Below are 4714 nucleotides of genomic sequence, written 5' to 3' on the forward strand. Positions count from 1 at the left end.
GCCGCCGGGGCCGGCGCGGGGGCGGCGGGCGCGGCCGGCGTCGGCAGGGCGGTCCGGGCGCGGCGTGCTGGCGGCTTGGCGGCGGTCGAGGTCCGGGCGGTGCGGGTGGGGGCGGTCATGGCTTTCCTTTCGTCGGGAATGTCGGGGATTTCAGTTCTGCATCGTGGAGATCGTGCGCCGCAGGCGGCGGTGGGCGAGGGCGAAGAAGGCGCCGCCGATGGCGGCCACCATCAGGAGCTGGGGCCAGATCACGGCCAGGCCGGCGTCGCGGAACAGCACCGCCTGGGCCAGCCCGACGTAGTGGGTGGTCGGGGCGAAGGACATCACGAAGCGCACCGCGTCGGGCATCGACTCCCGCGGGGTGAGCGCGCCGGAGAGGATCTCCAGCGGCAGCAGCACGAGAATCGACATGAGCCCGAACTGCGGCATGTTGCGCGCCAGCGTGCCCATGTAGATGCCGATCGAGGTGGCGGCGAACAGGTACAGCAGCGTGCCCAGCCCGAACAGCAGGGCCGAGCCGCTCACGCTGGCGCCGATCACGCCCTTGACCACGACCTGCAGCGACAACGACGCCACCACGAGCACCACCACGCCCATCGACCACACCTTCGACACCATGATCTCCAGGGGTGTGACCGGCATTACGAGCAGATGTTCGATGGTGCCGTGCTCGCGTTCGCGGATCAGCGCCGCGCCGGTGAGCAGGATGCCGAGCATCGTCACGTTGTTGATGATGGCGGTGACGCCGGCGAACCACGACTGGCTCAGGTTGGGGTTGAAGAGGCTGCGCGGCACCAGTTCGACCGGCGCCGGCGCGGCGGCCCGGTAGCGCTGGGCGAAGGCGCGGATTTCGTCGTTGACGATGTCCTGGATGTAGCCGGTGCCGGTCTGGGCCTGGGAGAGGCGGGTGGCGTCGATGTTGAGCTGGATCGCCGGGTGGGCGCCCGCCAGCACGTCGCGCTGGAAGTCGGGCGGGATGTCGAGCACGAAGGTGTGGCGGCCGGCGTCCATGCCCTTGTCCATGTCGGCCAGCGCGACGTGCTCGGGCGCGATGAACTGCGGCGGCTGCAGCGCCGCGACGATCTGCCCCGAGAGCTGCGAGCGGTCCTCGTCCACCACCGCGATGGCGGCGCGGTGCAGGCTCTCGGGCTTGGCGCGGGCATTGGAATACACCGACACGGTGAACATGAAGAGGATCAGGAACAGCATCGTCGGATCGCCCAGCAGGCTGTGGAATTCCTTGATGCCCAGGTGCCAGGTGTTGTGCAGGAAGCGGGATGGGCGGGCCATGGTCGTGTCCTCGTCAGCGGGCCTGCTTCCTGAGCAGCAGGGCGGCGGCGCAGGTGAGCACCGGCACGGCGATCAGCAGCGGTACGAAGGCGCCGCCCAGGTCGGCGAAATCCAGCGCCTTCGAGAAGGTGCCGCGGCTGATGGTGAGGAAATGGGTGGTGGGGTAGGCGGCGCCGATCCAGGCGCCGGCGCCTTCGAGGGACGACACCGGGTCGAGCATCCCCGAGAACTGGATGGCCGGCAGCAGCGTGCCGATGGCGGTGCCGGCCAGCGCGGCGACCTGGCTGTCGGTGAGGGTGGACATCAGCAGGCCCAGCCCGGTGGTGGCGGTGACGTACACCAGCGCGCCCAGGCACAGGGCGGCCAGGCTGCCCTTGAAGGGCACCTGGAACAGGGTCAGGGCGAGCACGAACAGCAGCACGAAGTTGAACAGCGACAGCCCGATGTAGGGCAGCTGTTTGCCGAGCAGGAATTCGAGCTTGGTGACCGGCGTGGTGTAGACGTTGAGGATCGAGCCGAGCTCCTTCTCGCGCACCACGCCCAGGGAGGTGAGCATCGACGGGATGAACACCAGGAGCATCGGGATCACCGCCGGCACCATCGCCACCAGGCTCTGCATGTCGGGGTTGTAACGGTAGCGGATCTCGATGTCGGCGAGGCCGCGCGGCCGGCTGCCGGTGGCCTGGGTGACCGCTTCGGCGAGGATCTGGCTGTGCACGCCGATCATGTAGCCGCGGGCCACCTCGGCGCGGGTGGGCATGGCGCCGTCGATCCACACCCCGACCTCGGGCCGGGCGCCGCGGGCGAGGTCGCGGCCGAAGCCGGGGGGAATCTCGACGGCCATCGTCAACTCGCCGCTGCGCATCCGCCGGTCGAGGTCGGCGTGGCCCTGCAGCGGCGGCTGCTCGGCGAAGTAGCGCGAGCCGGCGATGCCGAGGGTGTACTGCTCGCTGGCGACGCTGTGGTCCAGGTCGAGCACCGCGTAGTTGAGTTTTTCCACGTCGAGGCTGATGCCGTAGCCCATCACCAGCATCAGCACCACGGTGCCGAGCAGGGCGAGGGTCCGGCGGAAGGGGTCGCGGCGCAGTTCGGTGGCCTCGCGGGCGCTGAAGCTGAGCAGGCGCGCCAGGCTGAAGCGGGCGACGCGCTGGCGGCCTTCCGCGGCGGGCGTCGGCGGCGCGGCCGGGGCCGCGGCGGTGCGTGCATCGGGCAGGGCGATGCCGCTGGCGTCGGCCAGGTAGGCGATGAAGGCGTCCTCGAGGCTGGCGGCGCCCCGGGCTGCCACCAGCGCGGCCGGGGCGTCGCTGGCGAGGATGCGGCCGGCGTGCATCAGCGAGATGCGGTCGCAGCGCTGGGCCTCGTTCATGAAGTGGGTGGTGATGAAGATCGTCACCCCGTCCTGCCGCGAGAGCTGGATGATGAGCGCCCAGAAATGGTCGCGCGCCACCGGGTCGACGCCCGAGGTGGGCTCGTCGAGGATCAGCACGTCGGGCCGGTGCAGCACCGCCACCGCCAGCTGCAGGCGCTGACGGATGCCCAGCGGCAGCGCGTCGGGCAGGGCGTCCATCACCGGCGCGAGATCGAAGCGGGCGGCGAGTTCGGCGATGCGCGCCTCGCCCTCGGCCGGCGACAGGTCGAACAGGCGGGCGTGCAGTTCGAGGTTGCGGCGCACCGACAACTCGCCATACAGCGAGAAGCTCTGGGACATGTAGCCCACCCGCCGGCGGGTGTCGATGTTGTTGGCGTCGAGCACCTCGCCGAGCAGCCGGGCTTCGCCCCGGGTGGGCGGCAAAAGGCCGGTGAGCATCTTCATGGTGGTGGACTTGCCGCAGCCGTTGGAGCCGAGGAATCCGAAGATTTCGCCCCGACGCACTTCGAGGTTCACGTCGTCCACCGCGGTGAAGTCGCCGAAGCGCATCTGCAGCCCGCGGGCGGCAATCACCACCTCGCCGGCACTGAGCGGGGGAATCGTCAGTGGCGTGTGGCCGGCGCGCCGTTCGGCCGGCAGCAGCGCCAGGAAGGCGTCCTCGAGGCTGGCGGCGCCCGTACGGGCGCGCAGCTCGGCCGGGGTGCCGGTGGCGAGCACCTTGCCGTCGTCCACCGCCACCAGCCAGTCGTACTGCTCGGCCTCTTCCATGTAGGCGGTGGCGACCAGCACGCTCATGCCCGGGCGGCCGGCGCGGATGCGCGTGATGAGATCCCAGAACTGCCGCCGCGACAGGGGATCGACGCCGGTGGTGGGCTCGTCGAGGATCAGCAGGTCGGGGTCGTGGATCAGCGCGCAGCACAGGCCGAGCTTCTGCTTCATGCCGCCCGAGAGCTTCTGGGCCGGGCGGTCGGCGAAGTCGGCCATGCCGGTGGCGGCGAGCAGGTCGGCGATGCGCCGGGCGCGTTCGGCCCGGCTCTGCCCGAACAGGCGGCCGAAGAAGTCGATGTTCTCGAACACCGAGAGGGTCGGGTAGAGGTTCTTGCCGAGGCCCTGGGGCATGTAGGCAATGCGCGGGCACACCGCCTCCCGGTGGCGCGCGCGGGCCATGTCGCCGCCCAGCACCTCGACGGTGCCCTGCTGGATCTGCCGGGCTCCGGCGATGAGGCCGAGCCAGGTGGATTTGCCGACCCCGTCCGGGCCGATGAAGCCGACCATGCGGCCGGCCGGCACGTCCAGGTGGACGCCGTCGGCGGCGAGGGTGGCGCCGTAGCGATGGGTGAGTCCGGCGAGGCGGACGACGGGGGCGGGGTTCATGCGCCGGCCCTCCGGTCGCTGGGCGACCTGCTCCCCGAGGGAGTGTTCGCACATCCTTCGGACGGCCGTGCGGACGTGGGTAGGACGGCCCTCCGGTCGCTGGGCGACCTGCTCCCCGAGGGAGTGTTCGCACATCCTTCGGACGGCCGTGCGGACGTGCTCATGGCAGCTTCACCGTCAGCTCGGGGGGCCAGGGGCGGGTGGCGTCGAGGCGCAGGTGGGCGATGCCGGGCAGGCCGGTCTTGACCTGCTCGGGGTATTTCTGGAGCAGCGCGGGGTCGATGCGGGCCTTGACGCGGAACACCATCTTCTGACGCTCGTTGCGGGTTTCGACGGTCTTGGGCGTGAACTGGGCGACGCTCGCCACGTACGACACCTTGGCAGGGATCACGAACTGCCGCGCGGCGTCCAGCACCAGCCGCACCTCGCTGCCCAGGGCGACGCGGCCGGCGGCGGTTTCGGGCAGGAAGAAGGTCATGTAGACGTCGCCGATGTCCACCAGGCTGACCACCTTGCCGCCGCCGCCCACCACTTCGCCGGGCTGCACGACGCGGTATTGCACGCGGCCGCTGCGGGGGGCGGTGAGCACGCCGTCGTCGAGCTCGGTGCGCAGGCGCTCGACCACCGCCGCCGCCGCGTCGATGCCGGCGCCGGCCTGGGCGACCTGGGCCTCGGTGGCGC

3 protein-coding genes are annotated in these 4714 nt (G+C 71.0%); all 3 read right to left on the reverse strand.

Annotation, left to right across the window (positions count from 1 at the left end):
- Nucleotides 1-150: 150 nt before the first annotated feature.
- Nucleotides 151-1290: an ABC transporter permease gene (locus ACE3P2_RS06060; protein WP_374262164.1), complete on the reverse strand. Its 1140-nt coding sequence runs from the start codon at nucleotides 1288-1290 to the stop codon at nucleotides 151-153.
- 13 nt (nucleotides 1291-1303) lie between these two features.
- A complete protein-coding gene (rbbA, locus tag ACE3P2_RS06065) occupies nucleotides 1304-4033 on the reverse strand; it encodes a ribosome-associated ATPase/putative transporter RbbA (protein WP_374262166.1) in 2730 nt (909 codons plus the stop codon).
- A 160-nt stretch (nucleotides 4034-4193) separates the two neighbouring features.
- A partial coding sequence (locus ACE3P2_RS06070) for an HlyD family efflux transporter periplasmic adaptor subunit (protein WP_374262169.1) occupies nucleotides 4194-4714 on the reverse strand: 521 nt, incomplete at its 5' end.

The organism is Zoogloea sp. (assembly GCF_041911615.1).
GTDB lineage: Bacteria > Pseudomonadota > Gammaproteobacteria > Burkholderiales > Rhodocyclaceae > Zoogloea.